Genomic DNA, 16,161 nt, shown 5'->3' on the forward strand with positions numbered 1-16,161 from the left:
CGCATGAAAGCAGCGGCAAAAACGCACAAACCAAAACGCCAGGAAGAACAAGCCAACTTTATCAGTTGGCGTTTTGCGTTACTGTGCGGCTGTATTTTGCTGGCACTGGGTTTTCTGCTGGGGCGCGTTGCCTGGCTGCAAATCATCGCGCCGGACATGCTGGTACGTCAGGGCGATATGCGCTCTCTGCGCGTCCAGGAAGTGTCCACCTCGCGCGGAATGATTACCGACCGTTCAGGACGTCCGCTGGCGGTGAGCGTACCGGTGAAGGCGATTTGGGCCGATCCGAAAGAGGTGCATGATGCAGGCGGCGTGAGCGTTGGCGAGCGCTGGCGAGCGCTGTCGACGGCCCTGAATATCCCGCTTGATCAACTGGCTTCCCGCATTAACGCCAACCCGAAAGGACGCTTTATCTATCTGGCACGTCAGGTAAACCCTGACATGGCTGACTACATCAAAAAACTCAAGCTGCCAGGGATTCACCTGCGTGAAGAGTCCCGCCGTTACTATCCTTCCGGAGAAGTGACCGCTCACCTCATCGGTTTTACTAACGTCGACAGTCAGGGGATTGAAGGCGTTGAGAAAAGCTTCGACAAATGGCTCACCGGACAACCGGGTGAGCGTATTGTACGTAAAGACCGTTATGGCCGCGTTATTGAGGATATTTCCTCTACCGACAGCCAGGCGGCGCATAACCTTGCGCTGAGTATTGATGAGCGTTTACAGGCGCTGGTCTACCGTGAACTGAATAACGCTGTGGCCTTTAACAAGGCGGAATCAGGCAGCGCGGTGCTGGTGGATGTAAATACTGGTGAAGTGCTGGCGATGGCGAACAGCCCGTCTTACAACCCAAACAATCTCACCGGTACGCCAAAAGACGCTATGCGCAACCGTACCATTACCGACGTGTTTGAACCGGGTTCTACCGTTAAGCCGATGGTGGTGATGACGGCGCTGCAGCGTGGCGTTGTACGCGAAAACACCGTGCTCAACACTATCCCTTACCGAATTAATGGCCACGAAATCAAAGACGTGGCGCGTTATAGCGAATTGACCCTCACCGGGGTTTTGCAGAAGTCGAGTAACGTCGGTGTTTCCAAGCTGGCGTTAGCGATGCCGTCCTCAGCGTTAGTAGACACTTACTCACGTTTTGGGCTGGGAAAAGCGACCAATTTGGGGTTGGTCGGAGAACGCAGTGGCTTATATCCTCAAAAACAACGGTGGTCTGACATAGAGAGGGCCACCTTCTCTTTCGGCTACGGGCTGATGGTAACGCCGTTACAGTTAGCGCGAGTCTACGCAACGATCGGCAGCTATGGCGTTTATCGCCCGCTGTCGATTACCAAAGTTGATCCTCCCGTTCCGGGCGAGCGTATCTTCCCGGAAGCGACCGTACGCACCGTGGTGCACATGATGGAAAGCGTGGCGCTGCCCGGTGGCGGCGGCGTGAAGGCGGCGATTAAAGGCTATCGTATCGCCATTAAAACCGGTACGGCGAAAAAAGTAGGGCCGGATGGCCGCTACATCAACAAATACATTGCTTATACCGCAGGCGTTGCGCCTGCGAGTCAGCCGCGCTTCGCGCTGGTTGTTGTTATCAACGATCCGCAGGCGGGTAAATACTACGGTGGCGCCGTTTCCGCGCCGGTCTTTGGTGCCATCATGGGCGGCGTTCTGCGCACCATGAACATCGAGCCGGATGCGCTGACAACGGGCGATAAAAATGAATTTGTGAATAATCAAGGCGAGGCAACAGGTGGCAGATCGTAATTTGCGCGACCTTCTTGCTCCATGGGTGCCGGGTGCACCGGAGCGAGCACTGCGGGAGATGACGCTCGACAGCCGTGTGGCTGCATCAGGCGATCTCTTTGTCGCAGTATTGGGTCATCAGGCGGACGGGCGTCGGTATATCCCGCAGGCGATAGCGCAAGGTGTGGCTGCCATTATTGCAGAAGCAAAAGATGAAGCTGCTGACGGTGAAATCCGCGAAATGCACGGTGTACCGGTTATCTATCTGAGCCAGCTTAACGAACGCTTATCTGCACTGGCAGGCCGTTTTTACCACGAGCCTTCTGAGAAAATGCGTCTGGTCGGCGTGACCGGGACGAACGGTAAAACCACCACCACCCAATTGCTGGCACAGTGGAGCCAACTGCTTGGTGAAACCAGCGCGGTAATGGGCACGGTAGGCAATGGCCTGTTGGGTAAAGTGATCCCAACGGAAAACACCACCGGTTCAGCCGTTGATGTCCAGCATGTGCTGGCAGGGCTGGTTGCGCAGGGTGCCACGGTGGGCGCGATGGAAGTCTCCTCGCACGGTCTGGTGCAACATCGTGTGGCGGCGCTGAAGTTTGCCGCCTCGGTATTCACCAACCTGAGCCGCGATCATCTGGATTACCACGGCGATATGGAGCACTACGAAGCCGCGAAATGGCTGCTGTATTCCACGCACCATTGCGGTCAGGCTATTGTCAATGCGGATGATGAAGTCGGTCGTCGCTGGCTGGCAAAATTGCCGGATGCGGTTGCTGTGTCGATGGAAGGCCATATCAACCCGAACTGTCACGGTCGTTGGTTAAAAGCGATTGACGTGGATTATCACGACAGCGGCGCGACGATTCGATTTTCCTCCTCATGGGGCGACGGCGAAATTGAAAGCCGCCTGATGGGGGCGTTTAACGTCAGCAATCTGCTGCTGGCGCTGGCAACGCTGCTGGCGCTGGGGTATCCGTTAGCTGATTTACTGAAAACGGCGGCACAATTACAGCCGGTTTGCGGGCGTATGGAAGTGTTCAGCGCACCGGGTAAAACCACCGTGGTGGTTGATTACGCCCATACGCCAGATGCGCTGGAAAAAGCGCTGCAGGCAGCGCGTTTGCACTGCACTGGCAAACTGTGGTGCGTCTTTGGCTGCGGCGGGGATCGCGATAAAGGCAAACGTCCGTTGATGGGCGCAATTGCCGAGCAGTTTGCAGATGTTGTTGTGGTGACCGATGACAACCCGCGTACCGAAGAGCCGCGCGCCATTATTAACGATATTCTGGCGGGGATGCTGGATGCCGGGCAGGCGAAGGTGATGGAAGGTCGCGCAGAAGCGGTGACAAACGCCATTATGCAGGCGAAAGAAAACGACGTGGTGCTGGTGGCCGGGAAAGGTCACGAAGACTACCAGATCGTCGGCGCACAGCGCCTTGACTATTCTGACCGCGTAACGGCAGCGCGCCTGCTGGGGGTAATCGCATGATTAGCGTAACGCTCAGCCAACTGGCTGAGATCCTCCGCGGCGAACTGAAAGGGGCCGATCTGACCCTTGATGCGGTGACAACCGATACGCGTAAAGTGACACCAGGCTGCTTGTTTGTGGCACTGAAAGGCGAACGTTTTGACGCTCATGATTTTGCCGACAAGGCACAAGAGAGCGGGGCGGGCGCGCTGTTGGTCAGCCGTCCTCTGGACACCGATCTGCCGCAGTTGATTGTTAACGATACGCGTCTGGCGTTTGGTGAACTGGCAGCGTGGGTACGCGCCCAGGTTCCGGCGCGTGTTGTCGCGTTGACCGGCTCTTCTGGTAAAACGTCAGTCAAAGAGATGACGGCCTCCATTTTGAGTAAGTGTGGCAACACGTTATATACCGCGGGAAACCTGAATAACGACATCGGCGTTCCGATGACGCTGCTGCGCTTAAACAACGATTACGACTATGCCGTGATTGAGCTCGGCGCCAATCATCAGGGTGAAATCGCCTGGACCGTTGGCCTGACTCGCCCGGAAGCCGCGCTGGTGAACAACCTTGCCGCCGCGCATCTGGAAGGTTTCGGTTCTCTGGCGGGTGTAGCGAAGGCAAAAGGTGAGATTTTTACCGGCCTGTCAGCGAACGGTATCGCCATTATGAATGCCGACAACAACGACTGGCTGAACTGGCAGAACATTATCGGCAATCGCAAAGTCTGGCGTTTTTCGCCGAATGCGGCTAACAGCGACTTTTCGGCGGCCAACGTACATGTGACCTCACACGGCACGGAATTTACGCTGCAAACGCCAACCGGAAGCATTGATGTTCTGCTACCGCTGCCGGGTCGCCATAACATTGCTAACGCTCTGGCGGCGGCGGCGCTCGCTATGGCGGTAGGCGCGACACACGACGCGATCAAAGCGGGTCTGAAGGATTTGCAAGCGGTACCGGGGCGTCTGTTCCCGATTCAACTGGCAGAAAACCAACTGCTGCTGGACGACTCCTATAACGCTAACGTCGGATCCATGACCGCAGCGGTACAGGTGCTGTCTGAAATGCCAGGCTATCGCGTGCTGGTGGTTGGCGATATGGCAGAGCTTGGCGCGGAAAGCGAAGCATGTCACGTGCAGGTGGGTATCGCTGCGAAGGCGGCGGGTATCGACCGTGTGCTGAGTATAGGGAAACTGAGTCAGGCAATTAGCCATGCCAGCGGCGTTGGTGAGCATTTTGCGGATAAAACCGCGCTGACCGCGCATCTTAAAGCATTGATTGCAGAACATCAGGTCATGACGATTTTAGTGAAGGGTTCACGTAGTGCCGCCATGGAAGAGGTAGTACGCGCATTACAGGAGAATGGGACATGTTAGTTTGGCTGGCCGAACATTTGGTCAAATATTATTCCGGCTTTAACGTCTTTTCCTATCTGACGTTTCGCGCCATCGTCAGCCTGCTGACCGCGCTGTTCATCTCTTTGTGGATGGGCCCGCGCATGATCGCCCGCTTGCAAAAAATGTCCTTCGGACAGGTCGTGCGTAACGACGGTCCGGAATCGCACTTCAGTAAACGCGGTACGCCTACCATGGGCGGGATTATGATCCTCACCGCAATTGTTATCTCTGTTCTGTTGTGGGCATACCCGTCGAACCCGTACGTCTGGTGCGTGCTGGTGGTTCTGATCGGTTACGGCATTATCGGTTTTGTCGATGACTACCGCAAAGTGGTACGCAAAGACACCAAAGGCCTGATTGCGCGCTGGAAATATTTCTGGATGTCGGTGATTGCGCTGGGCGTGGCCTTTGCGCTGTATCTGGCCGGTAAAGATACTCCGGCGACCGAGTTGGTGGTGCCGTTCTTTAAAGACGTGATGCCGCAACTGGGTCTGTTCTATGTTCTGCTGGCGTACTTCGTGATTGTGGGGACCGGCAACGCGGTCAATCTCACCGACGGTCTGGATGGCCTTGCCATTATGCCGACTGTGTTCGTCGCAGCAGGCTTTGCGCTGGTGGCGTGGGCGACCGGTAACATGAACTTCGCCAGCTATCTGCACATTCCCTATTTACGTCATGCGGGTGAACTGGTGATCGTCTGTACGGCGATTGTCGGCGCGGGCCTGGGCTTCCTGTGGTTTAACACCTATCCGGCGCAGGTCTTTATGGGCGACGTCGGATCGCTGGCGCTGGGCGGCGCGCTGGGCATTATTGCCGTGCTGCTGCGTCAGGAGTTCCTGCTGGTGATCATGGGCGGCGTATTTGTTGTAGAAACGCTGTCGGTCATTCTGCAGGTTGGCTCATTTAAGCTGCGCGGACAGCGCATCTTCCGTATGGCGCCGATTCACCACCACTATGAACTGAAGGGCTGGCCGGAACCGCGCGTCATTGTGCGCTTCTGGATTATTTCGCTGATGCTGGTGCTGATTGGCCTGGCAACGCTGAAGGTACGTTAATCATGGCTGATTACCAGGGTAAAAAAGTCGTCATTATCGGTCTGGGGTTGACCGGACTGTCCTGCGTGGATTTCTTCCTGGCGCGTGGCGTGACGCCGCGCGTGATGGATACCCGTGCGACGCCGCCTGGTCTGGATAAATTACCGGAAGCGGTTGAGCGTCATGTTGGTAGCCTGAATGATGACTGGCTGCTGGCTGCCGATCTCATCGTCGCCAGCCCTGGTATTGCCCTGGCGCACCCTTCGTTGAGCGCTGCTGCTGATGCCGGGATTGAAATTGTTGGCGACATTGAGCTGTTTTGTCGCGAAGCTCAGGCGCCGATCGTCGCGATCACTGGGTCCAACGGGAAAAGTACCGTCACTACGCTGGTCGGCGAGATGGCGAAAGCTGCCGGTGTGAATGTGGGGGTTGGCGGTAATATTGGCCTGCCTGCGCTGATGCTGCTGGACGACGAACGCGAGCTGTATGTTCTCGAGCTGTCGAGCTTCCAACTGGAAACAACCTCCAGTTTACAGGCCGTGGCGGCCACCATTTTGAACGTCACCGAAGATCATATGGACAGGTATCCGTTTGGCCTGCAGCAGTACCGTGCGGCCAAACTGCGCGTCTATGAGAACGCGAAAGTATGTGTGGTCAACGCCGATGATGCGCTGACCATGCCGATTCGCGGGGCGGATGAGCGCTGCGTGAGCTTTGGCGTCAATATGGGGGACTATCACCTGAATCGTCAGCAGGGCGAAACCTGGTTGCGGGTGAAAGGGGAAAAAGTCCTCAACGTGAAAGAGATGACGCTTTCAGGTCAGCATAACTATACCAACGCCCTGGCTGCGCTGGCGCTGGCGGATGCCGTAGGTTTACCACGGGCGTCGAGTCTGAAAGCGCTGACCACCTTTACCGGTCTGGCGCACCGTTTTCAGTTGGTGCTGAACCATAACGGCGTACGCTGGATTAACGATTCTAAAGCCACCAACGTCGGCAGCACTGAAGCCGCACTGAATGGCCTGCACGTTGACGGCACGCTGCACCTGCTGCTGGGCGGCGACGGGAAATCCGCTGACTTTATGCCGCTGCAGCGTTACCTGACCGGCAATAACATTCGTCTGTACTGCTTTGGCCGCGATGGCGCGCAACTCGCCGCTCTGCGACCTGAGATTGCGGAACAAACTGAAACTATGGAGCAGGCTATGCGTCTGCTTGCGCCGCGCGTGAAGTCGGGCGATATGGTGCTGCTGTCGCCAGCCTGCGCCAGCCTCGATCAGTTCAAGAACTTTGAGCAACGCGGTGATGTCTTTGCCCGTCTGGCGAAGGAGTTGGGTTGATGCGCTTATCTCTCCCTCGTCTGAGACTGCCGCGCTTACCAGGACTGGGTGTCCTGGCGTGGATCTTCGCGGCGCTTAAAGGCTGGGTGATGGCTTCGCGTGATAAAGACGCCGACAGCCTGATCATGTATGACCGCATGCTGCTGTGGCTAACCTTTGGTTTGGCGGCGATCGGCTTCGTGATGGTGACATCGGCATCGATGCCCGTAGGGCAACGCCTGGCGGGTGATCCTTTCCTGTTTGCTAAGCGTGACGCGTTGTACATCTTCCTCGCGTTTTGTCTGGCGATGGTGACGCTGCGTCTGCCGATGGAGTTCTGGCAAAAGTACAGTACGACGATGCTGATAGCCTCAATCATCATGCTGCTGATCGTGCTGGTGGTGGGTAGCTCCGTTAACGGGGCGTCGCGCTGGATTGCGTTGGGTCCGCTGCGTATTCAGCCAGCAGAATTTACCAAGCTGTCGCTGTTCTGTTATCTCGCCAATTACCTGGTGCGTAAAGTGGATGAGGTGCGTAACAACCTGCGCGGCTTCTTAAAACCGATGGGCGTGATCCTGGTGCTGGCTATTTTACTGCTGGCGCAGCCTGACCTTGGTACGGTGGTGGTGCTGTTTGTTACTACTTTGGCGATGCTGTTTCTCGCCGGCGCGAAACTGTGGCAGTTCATCGCCATCATCGGCATGGGGATTTCGGCGGTCGTACTGCTGATCCTTGCCGAGCCGTATCGTATTCGCCGCGTAACTTCTTTCTGGAACCCGTGGGAAGATCCGTTCGGCAGCGGTTACCAGCTGACACAATCTCTGATGGCTTTTGGTCGCGGTGAGGTTTGGGGACAAGGCTTAGGTAATTCAGTACAAAAACTGGAGTATTTACCGGAAGCGCACACCGACTTCATCTTCGCCATCATTGGGGAGGAGCTGGGTTATATCGGTGTGGTATTGGCACTTTTAATGGTATTCTTCGTCGCTTTTCGCGCGATGTCGATTGGTCGTAAAGCGCTGGAAATTGATCACCGTTTTTCAGGCTTTTTAGCCTGCTCCATCGGGATCTGGTTTAGCTTCCAGGCGCTGGTAAATGTCGGTGCGGCGGCAGGTATGCTGCCAACCAAAGGTCTGACGTTGCCGCTGATCAGTTATGGTGGTTCCAGTTTGTTGATTATGTCGACGGCCATCATGTTTTTGTTACGTATTGATTATGAAACGCGTCTGGAAAAAGCCCAGGCGTTTACACGAGGTGCACGATGAGTGGTCAACCGAAGCGGTTAATGGTGATGGCGGGCGGTACCGGCGGGCATGTGTTCCCGGGGCTGGCGGTCGCGCACCATTTAATGGCGCAGGGCTGGCAGGTTCGTTGGCTGGGCACCGCCGATCGTATGGAAGCGGACTTAGTGCCGAAACATGGCATTGAAATTGACTTTATTCGCATCTCCGGTTTGCGTGGCAAAGGCGTTAACGCACTGCTTGCCGCGCCCGTGCGTATTTTTAATGCCTGGCGTCAGGCGCGCGCCATCATGAAGCAGTTTAAGCCTGATGTGGTGCTGGGTATGGGCGGCTACGTGTCTGGCCCTGGCGGTCTGGCGGCCTGGTCATTAGGCATTCCGGTGGTTCTGCATGAGCAGAACGGCATTGCTGGATTAACCAACAAATGGCTGGCGAAGATTGCAACGAAGGTGATGCAAGCCTTTCCTGGCGCATTCCCAAATGCGGATGTGGTGGGCAACCCGGTACGTACTGACGTGCTGGCGCTGCCATTACCTGAAGCGCGTCTGGCTGGACGTGAAGGTCCGGTTCGCGTGCTGGTCGTCGGTGGTTCTCAGGGCGCACGCGTGCTTAACCAGACGATGCCGCAGGTTGCCGCCAGGCTTGGTGATGCGGTGACTATCTGGCATCAGAGCGGTAAAGGTGCGCAGCAAACCGTTGAGCAGGCTTATGTCGACGCGGGACAACCGCAACACAAGGTCACTGAGTTTATTGATGATATGGCGGCAGCTTACGCGTGGGCGGATGTCGTGGTCTGTCGCTCAGGTGCGCTGACGGTGAGCGAAATTGCCGCCGCAGGTTTGCCTGCGCTGTTTGTACCGTTCCAGCACAAAGACAGACAGCAATACTGGAATGCGCTGCCGCTGGAGAAAGCGGGCGCGGCCAAAATTCTTGAGCAGCCGCAGTTTACTGTGGATGCCGTCGCCAGCACCCTTGCCGGGTGGTCGCGAGAAACCTTATTAACCATGGCAGAACGTGCGCGCGCCGCATCCATACCGGATGCCACAGAGCGTGTTGCAAACGAAGTGAGCCGGGCTGCCCGGGCGTAATTGTGGTGATGCCTTTTGCATCGCATGAACTAAGAAGTTAATGGCTAAAGAATGAATACACAACAACTGGCAAAACTGCGTTCCATCGTGCCCGAAATGCGTCGCGTTCGGCACATTCACTTTGTCGGCATCGGTGGTGCTGGTATGGGCGGTATTGCCGAAGTTTTGGCCAATGAAGGTTATCAGATCAGCGGTTCTGACTTAGCGCCGAATCCGGTGACGCAGCAGTTGACGAATCTGGGCGCCACGATTTTCTTTAATCACCGCCCGGAAAACGTGCGTGATGCGAGCGTGGTGGTGGTATCCAGCGCTATTTCTGCAGATAACCCGGAAATTGTTGCGGCGCATGAAGCGCGCATTCCGGTGATCCGTCGTGCTGAAATGCTGGCGGAGTTAATGCGTTTTCGTCACGGTATCGCCATTGCCGGGACGCACGGTAAAACCACGACCACGGCGATGGTCTCCAGCATCTATGCGGAAGCGGGTCTGGATCCGACTTTCGTCAACGGTGGTCTGGTGAAAGCAGCAGGCGTCCATGCGCGTCTGGGTCATAGCCGTTATTTGATTGCCGAAGCGGATGAGAGCGACGCGTCGTTCCTGCATTTGCAGCCGATGGTGGCGATTGTCACCAATATCGAAGCTGACCATATGGATACCTACCATGGCGACTTCGAAAATTTAAAGCAGACGTTTATAAATTTCCTGCACAACTTGCCGTTTTATGGTCGTGCGGTGATGTGTGTTGACGATCCGGTGATCCGCGAACTGTTACCGCGAGTCGGCCGTCAAACCACAACCTATGGTTTTAGCGACGATGCCGATGTGCGCGTTGAAGATTACCAGCAGATCGGCCCACAAGGGCACTTTACGCTGCTGCGCCAGGGGATGGCTGATTTACGCGTTACGTTAAACGCGCCGGGTCGCCACAATGCCCTGAATGCGGCGGCGGCGGTGGCGGTCGCGACAGAAGAAGGTATTGAAGACGAGGCTATTTTACGTGCGCTGGAAAGTTTCCAGGGGACCGGGCGTCGTTTTGACTTCCTCGGTGAATTCCCGCTTGAGCCGGTGAACGGTAAAACCGGGACTGCGATGCTGGTTGATGATTATGGTCATCACCCAACGGAAGTTGACGCCACGATCAAAGCTGCGCGCGCGGGCTGGCCGGACAAAAATTTGGTGATGCTGTTCCAGCCGCACCGGTTCACACGTACGCGCGATTTATACGACGACTTTGCCAACGTGCTGACCCAGGTCGATGCGCTGCTGATGCTGGATGTGTATGCCGCAGGCGAAGCCGCGATTCCGGGTGCTGACAGCCGCTCGCTGTGCCGTACGATTCGCAGTCGCGGTAAGATCGATCCGATTCTGGTCTCCGATCCGGCCCTGGCGGCTGAAATGTTGGCCCCCGTATTAACCGGCAACGATCTGATTTTGGTGCAAGGCGCTGGAAATATCGGCAAAATCGCGCGTTCCTTAGCTGAAATCAAACTGAAGCCGCAAAACCCGGAGGAAGGACAACATGGCTGATAAAATCGCGGTCCTGTTAGGGGGAACCTCCGCAGAGCGTGAAGTATCGCTGAATTCCGGCGCGGCCGTGCTGGCTGGGTTACGTGAGGGGGGTGTGGATGCCCATCCGATTGACCCAAAAGAGGTTGATGTCACTCTTCTGAAATCAATGGGTTTTCAGAAGGCGTTTATTGCGCTGCATGGTCGTGGTGGTGAAGATGGCACGTTGCAGGGCATGCTGGAGCTGATTGGCCTGCCGTATACCGGCAGCGGCGTCATGGCTTCCGCGATTTCGATGGACAAACTGCGCAGCAAGTTGCTGTGGCAGGGCGCAGGTTTACCCGTCGCACCTTGGGTTGCGCTGACCCGCGCTGAGTTCGAAAAAGGTCTTAGCGATGAAGTGGTTACAAAAATTTCTGCGTTAGGCCTGCCGCTAATTGTGAAGCCAATCCGTGAAGGCTCTAGCGTAGGGATGTCAAAAGTTGAAGAAGAAAATGCTTTGCATGGTGCATTAGCATTGGCTTTTCAGCATGATGAAGAAGTACTGATTGAAAAATGGCTCAGTGGCCCGGAATTTACAGTTGCGATGCTCGGCGAAGAAATTTTACCGTCAATACGTATCCAACCCGCGGGAACCTTCTATGATTATGAGGCGAAGTATCTCTCTGATGAGACACAATATTTCTGCCCAGCAGGTCTGGAAGTTGAACAAGAGGCCCGTTTGCAGGAATTAGTCCTGAAAGCATGGACCGCATTGGGCTGTAAAGGTTGGGGCCGTATTGACGTCATGCTGGACAGCGATGACCAGTTTTATCTGCTGGAAGCCAATACCTCTCCGGGTATGACCAGCCACAGCCTGGTGCCGATGGCGGCGCGTCAGGCGGGTTTGAGCTTCTCGCAGTTGGTGGTACGAATTCTGGAGTTGGCGGACTGATATGTCGCAGGCTGCGCTGAACACACGAAACGGTGATGAAGAAGAAGTAAACTCCTCACGCCGCAATAATGGAACGCGTCTTGCAGGAATACTGTTTCTGTTGACAGTGCTGTGCACCGTGTTTGTCAGCGGCTGGGTAGTATTGGGATGGATGGAAGATGCGCAGCGTTTGCCATTGTCAAAACTGGTGTTAACCGGTGAACGGCATTACACGCGCAATGACGATATCCGTCAGTCCATCCTGGCGCTGGGCGCTCCGGGAACCTTTATGACTCAGGATGTGAACATCATCCAGAGCCAGATTGAACGTCTCCCCTGGATCAAACAGGCGAGCGTCAGAAAGCAATGGCCTGATGAATTGAAGATTCATCTGGTTGAATATGTGCCAATAGCGCGTTGGAATGACCAACATATGGTGGATGCCGAAGGAAATACGTTCAGCGTCCCAACCGGTCGGGCCAATAAGCAGGTATTACCCATGTTGTACGGGCCGGAAGGCAGCGCGAGTGAAGTGTTGCAAGGGTTCCGTGACATGGGGCAGGTGCTGGCTAAGGATAGATTCACCCTGAAGGAAGCGGCAATGACCGCTCGTCGTTCCTGGCAGTTGACGCTGAATAACGATATTAAGCTGAATCTGGGCAGGGGCGATACGATAAAACGTTTGGCTCGCTTTGTGGAACTCTACCCGGTTTTACAGCAGCAGGCGCAAACCGATGGCAAACGGATTAGCTACGTTGATTTGCGTTATGACTCAGGAGCGGCAGTAGGCTGGGTTCCCTTGCCTCCTGAGGAATCTAATCAGCAACAGAATCAGGCACAGGCAGAACAACAATGATCAAGGCGACGGACAGAAAACTGGTAGTTGGACTGGAGATTGGCACCGCGAAGGTAGCCGCTTTAGTAGGGGAAGTTCTGCCCGACGGTATGGTCAATATCATTGGCGTGGGCAGTTGCCCATCGCGAGGTATGGATAAAGGCGGGGTGAACGACCTTGAGTCTGTGGTGAAGTGCGTACAGCGCGCCATTGACCAGGCTGAGCTGATGGCAGATTGCCAGATCTCCTCTGTGTATCTGGCGCTTTCCGGTAAACACATTAGCTGTCAGAATGAAATTGGTATGGTGCCCATTTCCGAAGAGGAAGTGACGCAGGAAGATGTGGAAAACGTGGTTCATACGGCAAAGTCCGTACGTGTTCGCGATGAACATCGCGTTCTGCACGTTATTCCGCAGGAATACGCCATTGACTACCAGGAAGGTATCAAAAATCCGGTCGGTCTTTCCGGCGTGCGTATGCAGGCAAAAGTCCACCTTATAACCTGCCACAACGACATGGCGAAGAACATCGTCAAAGCTGTTGAACGTTGTGGTCTGAAAGTTGACCAACTGATTTTTGCCGGGTTGGCAGCCAGTTATTCCGTCCTGACGGAAGATGAACGTGAGCTGGGTGTCTGCGTGGTCGATATTGGTGGTGGTACAATGGACATCGCCGTTTATACTGGCGGGGCGTTGCGCCACACTAAAGTTATCCCTTATGCAGGGAATGTCGTGACCAGCGATATCGCGTATGCCTTTGGTACGCCGCCAAGCGATGCCGAAGCCATCAAAGTGCGTCATGGTTGCGCACTGGGTTCCATCGTGGGTAAAGACGAGAGCGTTGAAGTGCCAAGCGTGGGGGGGCGTCCACCGCGTAGCCTGCAACGTCAGACTCTGGCAGAGGTCATTGAGCCGCGTTATACCGAGCTGCTCAACCTGGTCAACGAAGAAATTTTGCAATTACAAGAACAGCTTCGTCAGCAGGGTGTGAAACATCATCTGGCGGCGGGGATTGTGTTAACCGGCGGTGCTGCGCAAATTGAAGGCCTTGCGGCCTGCGCACAGCGTGTGTTCCATACGCAAGTGCGTATTGGCGCACCGCTGAATATTACTGGTCTGACGGATTATGCTCAGGAGCCGTATTATTCAACGGCGGTGGGGCTGCTTCACTACGGGAAAGAATCCCATTTGAGTGGTGAGGCTGAAGTAGAAAAACGCGTAACGGCATCAGTTGGCTCGTGGATCAAACGACTCAATAGCTGGCTGAGAAAAGAGTTTTAATTTTTAAAGAGACCGACGCACATTAACGGTCTCAGGCGACAGGCACAACGGAGAGAGAAACTATGTTTGAACCTATGGAACTTACCAATGACGCGGTGATTAAAGTCATCGGCGTCGGCGGCGGTGGCGGTAATGCCGTTGAACACATGGTGCGCGAGCGCATCGAAGGTGTTGAATTCTTCGCGGTGAATACCGACGCGCAGGCGTTGCGTAAGACGGCGGTAGGACAGACCATTCAGATTGGTAGCGGCATCACCAAAGGTCTGGGCGCGGGTGCAAACCCGGAAGTCGGTCGCAATGCGGCAGATGAAGATCGTGAAGCTCTGCGTGCAGCGCTTGACGGTGCAGACATGGTGTTTATCGCCGCTGGCATGGGCGGCGGTACCGGTACTGGTGCAGCGCCAGTAGTGGCTGAAGTGGCAAAAGATTTAGGTATCCTGACCGTTGCTGTCGTGACCAAGCCTTTCAACTTTGAAGGCAAGAAGCGTATGGCATTCGCGGAGCAGGGTATCACTGAGCTGTCCAAACACGTGGACTCTCTGATCACTATCCCGAATGACAAACTGTTGAAAGTGCTGGGTCGCGGGATCTCCCTGCTGGATGCGTTTGGCGCAGCGAATGACGTGCTGAAAGGCGCAGTACAGGGTATCGCTGAACTGATTACCCGCCCGGGTCTGATGAACGTCGACTTTGCAGATGTGCGTACCGTGATGTCTGAAATGGGCTACGCAATGATGGGTTCTGGCGTGGCGAGCGGTGAAGATCGTGCAGAAGAAGCGGCTGAAATGGCAATTTCTTCTCCGCTGTTGGAAGACATCGATCTGTCCGGCGCACGTGGCGTGCTGGTCAACATTACTGCGGGCTTCGACCTGCGTCTGGATGAATTCGAAACCGTGGGTAACACCATCCGTGCCTTTGCATCGGATAACGCGACCGTGGTAATCGGTACCTCTCTGGACCCGGATATGAACGACGAACTGCGCGTAACCGTTGTTGCGACTGGAATTGGTATGGACAAGCGTCCTGAAATCACTCTGGTAACCAACAAGCAGGTACAACAGCCGGTAATGGATCGTTACCAACAACACGGCATGGCGCCGTTGACGCAAGAGCAAAAACCGGTAGCGAAAGTGGTTAACGACAATACGCCGCAAACCACTAAAGAGCCGGATTATCTGGATATCCCAGCATTCCTGCGTAAGCAAGCTGATTAAGAATTAGCTGGAATTTGGGAATCTGCGCTCTTTGTGCTAAACTGGCCCGCCGAATGTATAGTACACTTCGGTTGGATAGTTAATTTGGCGAGATTATACGATGATCAAACAAAGGACACTTAAACGTATCGTTCAGGCGACTGGCGTCGGTTTACATACCGGCAAAAAAGTCACGCTGACGCTACGCCCTGCGCCGGCCAACACCGGGGTCATCTATCGTCGCACCGACTTGAATCCTCCGGTAGATTTCCCGGCCGATGCCAAATCTGTGCGTGATACCATGCTCTGTACGTGTCTGGTCAATGAGCATGATGTGCGGATTTCAACCGTAGAGCACCTTAACGCTGCTCTGGCAGGCTTAGGTATCGATAACATTGTTATTGAAGTTAACGCCCCGGAAATCCCGATCATGGATGGTAGTGCTGCTCCATTCGTATACCTGCTGCTCGATGCGGGTATTGAAGAACTGAACAGCGCTAAGAAATTTGTTCGCATCAAAGAGACCGTTCGTGTCGAAGATGGCGATAAGTGGGCTGAATTCAAACCGTTTAATGGTTTCTCGTTGGATTTTACCATCGACTTTAACCATCCGGCGATTGATGCCAGCACGCAGCGCTATGCGATGAACTTCTCTGCAGATGCGTTCATGCGCCAGATCAGCCGTGCGCGTACTTTCGGCTTCATGCGTGATATCGAATATCTGCAGTCCCGTGGCCTGGCCTTGGGCGGCAGCTTCGATTGTGCCATCGTTGTTGACGATTATCGCGTATTGAACGAAGACGGTCTGCGTTTTGAAGACGAATTCGTTCGTCACAAAATGCTCGACGCGATTGGTGACTTGTTCATGTGTGGTCACAACATTATTGGTGCATTCACCGCGTATAAATCCGGTCATGCATTGAATAACAAACTGTTGCAGGCAGTCCTGGCAAAACAGGAAGCCTGGGAATATGTGACCTTCCAGGACGATGCAGAACTGCCTCTGGCGTTCAAAGCACCTTCGACCGTACTGGCATAACGACATACGCTGTCGTATAAATTCGACTGGTAAATCTGGCACTCTCTCCGGCCAGGTGAGCCAGTCGTTTTTTTATGTACTCATTAACGCAGT

13 protein-coding genes are annotated in these 16,161 nt (G+C 54.9%); all 13 read left to right on the forward strand.

Annotated elements, in window-relative coordinates; genetic code table 11:
- The first annotated feature begins 3 nt into the window (after nucleotides 1-3).
- The 13 genes from ftsI (at nucleotide 4) to lpxC (ending at nucleotide 16,068) form a co-directional block, all read left to right on the forward strand.
- Nucleotides 4-1,770 carry a peptidoglycan glycosyltransferase FtsI gene (gene ftsI / locus OGX99_RS03445; RefSeq protein WP_151224550.1) on the forward strand — a complete coding sequence of 589 codons (1,767 nt, stop codon included), beginning with the start codon at nucleotides 4-6 and terminating at the stop codon, nucleotides 1,768-1,770.
- Nucleotides 1,757-3,244, forward strand: a complete 1,488-nt coding sequence (gene murE, locus OGX99_RS03450) for a UDP-N-acetylmuramoyl-L-alanyl-D-glutamate--2,6-diaminopimelate ligase (protein WP_151216737.1) — start codon at nucleotides 1,757-1,759, stop codon at nucleotides 3,242-3,244. The genes ftsI and murE overlap by 14 nt, the downstream gene beginning before the upstream one ends.
- Nucleotides 3,241-4,599 (forward strand): UDP-N-acetylmuramoyl-tripeptide--D-alanyl-D-alanine ligase, encoded by a 1,359-nt coding sequence (gene murF, locus OGX99_RS03455; protein ID WP_286542687.1) that lies wholly within the window; start codon nucleotides 3,241-3,243, stop codon nucleotides 4,597-4,599. Before murE ends, murF begins: the two co-directional genes overlap by 4 nt.
- A complete protein-coding gene (gene mraY, locus OGX99_RS03460; protein ID WP_045439803.1) occupies nucleotides 4,593-5,675 on the forward strand; it encodes a phospho-N-acetylmuramoyl-pentapeptide-transferase in 1,083 nt (360 codons plus the stop codon). Before murF ends, mraY begins: the two co-directional genes overlap by 7 nt.
- A 2-nt stretch (nucleotides 5,676-5,677) precedes the next feature.
- The gene (murD, locus tag OGX99_RS03465; protein ID WP_286542689.1) at nucleotides 5,678-6,994 is read left to right on the forward strand and encodes a UDP-N-acetylmuramoyl-L-alanine--D-glutamate ligase; all 1,317 of its coding nucleotides are present in this window, start codon (nucleotides 5,678-5,680) and stop codon (nucleotides 6,992-6,994) included.
- Nucleotides 6,994-8,238: a cell division protein FtsW gene (gene ftsW / locus OGX99_RS03470; RefSeq protein WP_149691212.1), complete on the forward strand. Its 1,245-nt coding sequence runs from the start codon at nucleotides 6,994-6,996 to the stop codon at nucleotides 8,236-8,238. The genes murD and ftsW overlap by 1 nt, the downstream gene beginning before the upstream one ends.
- Nucleotides 8,235-9,302 carry an undecaprenyldiphospho-muramoylpentapeptide beta-N-acetylglucosaminyltransferase gene (gene murG / locus OGX99_RS03475; RefSeq protein ID WP_151216740.1) on the forward strand — a complete coding sequence of 356 codons (1,068 nt, stop codon included), beginning with the start codon at nucleotides 8,235-8,237 and terminating at the stop codon, nucleotides 9,300-9,302. Before ftsW ends, murG begins: the two co-directional genes overlap by 4 nt.
- A gap of 51 nt (nucleotides 9,303-9,353) precedes the next feature.
- Entirely contained in the window at nucleotides 9,354-10,829 is a 1,476-nt protein-coding gene (gene murC / locus OGX99_RS03480) for a UDP-N-acetylmuramate--L-alanine ligase (RefSeq protein ID WP_151216741.1), read from the forward strand.
- On the forward strand, nucleotides 10,822-11,742 hold the full coding sequence (locus OGX99_RS03485) for a D-alanine--D-alanine ligase (RefSeq protein WP_286542692.1): 921 nt from the start codon (nucleotides 10,822-10,824) through the stop codon (nucleotides 11,740-11,742). The genes murC and OGX99_RS03485 overlap by 8 nt, the downstream gene beginning before the upstream one ends.
- Nucleotide 11,743: 1 nt before the next feature.
- Entirely contained in the window at nucleotides 11,744-12,577 is an 834-nt protein-coding gene (ftsQ, locus tag OGX99_RS03490) for a cell division protein FtsQ (protein ID WP_003018758.1), read from the forward strand.
- Nucleotides 12,574-13,836, forward strand: coding sequence for a cell division protein FtsA (gene ftsA / locus OGX99_RS03495; protein WP_003018755.1), 1,263 nt, complete (start codon nucleotides 12,574-12,576; stop codon nucleotides 13,834-13,836). Before ftsQ ends, ftsA begins: the two co-directional genes overlap by 4 nt.
- Nucleotides 13,837-13,898: 62 nt before the next feature.
- Nucleotides 13,899-15,050, forward strand: a complete 1,152-nt coding sequence (gene ftsZ / locus OGX99_RS03500) for a cell division protein FtsZ (RefSeq protein WP_003018753.1) — start codon at nucleotides 13,899-13,901, stop codon at nucleotides 15,048-15,050.
- Between the two features lie 100 nt (nucleotides 15,051-15,150).
- Nucleotides 15,151-16,068 carry a UDP-3-O-acyl-N-acetylglucosamine deacetylase gene (gene lpxC / locus OGX99_RS03505; protein ID WP_003018750.1) on the forward strand — a complete coding sequence of 306 codons (918 nt, stop codon included), beginning with the start codon at nucleotides 15,151-15,153 and terminating at the stop codon, nucleotides 16,066-16,068.
- The last annotated feature ends 93 nt before the right edge of the window (nucleotides 16,069-16,161 follow it).

The organism is Citrobacter sp. Cu096 (genome assembly GCF_030332285.1).
In the GTDB taxonomy this organism is placed as follows: domain Bacteria; phylum Pseudomonadota; class Gammaproteobacteria; order Enterobacterales; family Enterobacteriaceae; genus Citrobacter; species Citrobacter meridianamericanus.

Bases quoted from the DNA above. Each gene is read 5' to 3' on its own strand.
- ftsZ (WP_003018753.1), top strand. From the start codon at position 13,899: ATGTTTGAACCTATGGAACTTACCAATGACGCGGTGATTAAAGTCATC.
- murF (WP_286542687.1), top strand. From the start codon at position 3,241: ATGATTAGCGTAACGCTCAGCCAACTGGCTGAGATCCTCCGCGGCGAA.
- OGX99_RS03485 (WP_286542692.1), top strand. From the start codon at position 10,822: ATGGCTGATAAAATCGCGGTCCTGTTAGGGGGAACCTCCGCAGAGCGT.
- murC (WP_151216741.1), top strand. From the start codon at position 9,354: ATGAATACACAACAACTGGCAAAACTGCGTTCCATCGTGCCCGAAATG.
- ftsI (WP_151224550.1), top strand. From the start codon at position 4: ATGAAAGCAGCGGCAAAAACGCACAAACCAAAACGCCAGGAAGAACAA.
- ftsW (WP_149691212.1), top strand. From the start codon at position 6,994: ATGCGCTTATCTCTCCCTCGTCTGAGACTGCCGCGCTTACCAGGACTG.
- lpxC (WP_003018750.1), top strand. From the start codon at position 15,151: ATGATCAAACAAAGGACACTTAAACGTATCGTTCAGGCGACTGGCGTC.
- ftsQ (WP_003018758.1), top strand. From the start codon at position 11,744: ATGTCGCAGGCTGCGCTGAACACACGAAACGGTGATGAAGAAGAAGTA.
- murG (WP_151216740.1), top strand. From the start codon at position 8,235: ATGAGTGGTCAACCGAAGCGGTTAATGGTGATGGCGGGCGGTACCGGC.
- ftsA (WP_003018755.1), top strand. From the start codon at position 12,574: ATGATCAAGGCGACGGACAGAAAACTGGTAGTTGGACTGGAGATTGGC.
- mraY (WP_045439803.1), top strand. From the start codon at position 4,593: ATGTTAGTTTGGCTGGCCGAACATTTGGTCAAATATTATTCCGGCTTT.
- murD (WP_286542689.1), top strand. From the start codon at position 5,678: ATGGCTGATTACCAGGGTAAAAAAGTCGTCATTATCGGTCTGGGGTTG.